Source organism: uncultured Thiodictyon sp., from assembly GCF_903828115.1.
Taxonomy (GTDB): Bacteria; Pseudomonadota; Gammaproteobacteria; order Chromatiales; family Chromatiaceae; genus Thiodictyon.
Genome location: NZ_CAIKKU010000726.1, coordinates 1 through 1689 on the forward strand (window position 1 = coordinate 1; position 1689 = coordinate 1689).

Annotated in this window: 1 protein-coding gene and 1 pseudogene; both read right to left on the reverse strand. The window is 66.5% G+C overall.

Annotation, left to right across the window (positions count from 1 at the left end):
- Positions 1 to 107 precede the first annotated feature (107 nt).
- The gene (locus tag QZY48_RS27095; RefSeq protein WP_295436680.1) at positions 108 to 1031 is read right to left on the reverse strand and encodes an ABC transporter permease; all 924 of its coding nucleotides are present in this window, start codon (positions 1029 to 1031) and stop codon (positions 108 to 110) included.
- A gap of 319 nt (positions 1032 to 1350) precedes the next feature.
- A pseudogene (locus QZY48_RS35080) lies at positions 1351 to 1452 on the reverse strand (hypothetical protein); the annotation flags it as partial.
- Between the last annotated feature and the right edge of the window lie 237 nt (positions 1453 to 1689).

Here is a 1689-nt window from a genome sequence, read left to right on the forward strand (position 1 = left end):
GCCGCGAGTTCCGCGGTGTCTGCCTGTGGAGGGGAGGGCGCTGGCGCGGGCCGCAAGGTCCGCGTGAAACCGGCCCCCGTGAAGCAGGAAGTCAACTTTATTCATGTTTACGCATGAATTTGTAAGTTTGATAGAACGGTGTTGTAGATGCCGAAGGAGGCGACCACGAGGATCGCCGAGACCACGCTGTACATGATCGTATTGCGCACCACCAGCACGCTCAGGATGTCCTCGGACGCCTCGACCCAGGAGACCGCCTTGTAGCCGATGACCGCCTCGATCCGCTGGGCGAGGGCGCGGGCGGCGTAGGCGTCGTCGAGTTGGACCAGGAACCGGTTGACCCGGTTGGAGCGCCCGAACAGGACCTGGGCGCGCTTGAGCGCGGTGAAGGTCTGGCCCTCGTCGTAGTTGGCATTGCCGGTGCGGAAGATGCCGACCACCTGCATGGCGCGGCTGCCGCCGCCCGCGGCCGTCACGCTGAGATTACGTCCCAGCCCCAGGTTGAACTTCTTGGCGAGCCCCTGGCCGATGATGATCCCGTTGGGATTGGCGTCCAGGGCGCCGAGCGACCCCGCGCTCATCTTCTCCTGAATGGTCGACACGCCCTCCAGCGACTTCGGGACCACGCCCCAGAGGGTCACGCCCTGCTCGCGCCCGGCAAAGGTGAGCACGGCGGAGCCCGCCAGCACCGGCGCCGCCCGCAGCCCCGGGAGCGACTCGATGAAGGCGAGCTTCTCGCGGTAGCCGCGGATGCCGCGCGTCTCGGTTTGCGGCTTCACATTGCTGATGCGCACCGCGCCCGCGTCCCAGCGCAGTTCCGCCGGCTGGGTGCGCGGCCGGCGATAGTCGTCGGAGACGGTGACGTGCGGGCTGTTGTCGACCAGCCGCTTGATGAAGTCGCGCTCCGAGCCGGCCATCAGGGAGGAGACCGCCAGGAAGAAGGCGACCCCGAGCACCACGCCGGTGAGCGACACCAGCGTCTGGCGCCGCCGGCCGGTGAGGTGGGTGAGTGCGACCTGGAGTTGGATCATCATTCATTGGCGGCTGATCCTCTTTCTTGGGCCGGGCGGCGGTGCCCTCACGCAGGCTGTCGGTGGGGACGGCGACGACCTGGGCATCCGGCGCGAGCCCGTCCAGGACCTCGGTCCGCACGGCGCCGGCCACCCCAGTGCGCACCTTTTGTCGGTGCAGTCGGCCGTCCGCCAGGACCCAGAGGTTGCCGTCAACAATGGCGCTGGAGGGCACCAGCAGGGCGTCCCGGCGCTCGGTGACGATCAGGTTGGCATCCACCGTCATGCCGATGCGCAGCCGTGCCGGGTCGGCGAGCCTGATCCGCACCCGGAAGCTGCGCGCCACCGGGTCGCCCTTGGGGGTAATCGCGGCCACCTCGCCGTCGAAGACCTCCCCGGGCAGGGCGTCGGCATGCAGCACCGCCTTCTGGCCTACCCGCACCCGGGGGGTTGATACAGTCGCTTAAAAACCTACTCATTTCTTATTAACCATCAAAGCTCTGGCAGAACTTGAGGCGAAATCGTTGTATAGTTTGGTGATCCAAAATCGTGGATTTACCACACCTTGGGTCCGCCGCGAGTTCCGCGGTGGCAGCCTGTGGAGAGGTTCGTGAGACCTGGGGGAGCATGGCGTCGGTTCATCACCGTAAAGCTCCCCACCGTGGGAGCTAACGGCGAA

What these genes read in the sequence shown, in the direction of transcription:
- QZY48_RS27095 (WP_295436680.1), bottom strand. Translation starts at nt 1,031, where the DNA reads ATGATCCAACTCCAGGTCGCACTCACCCACCTCACCGGCCGGCGGCGC.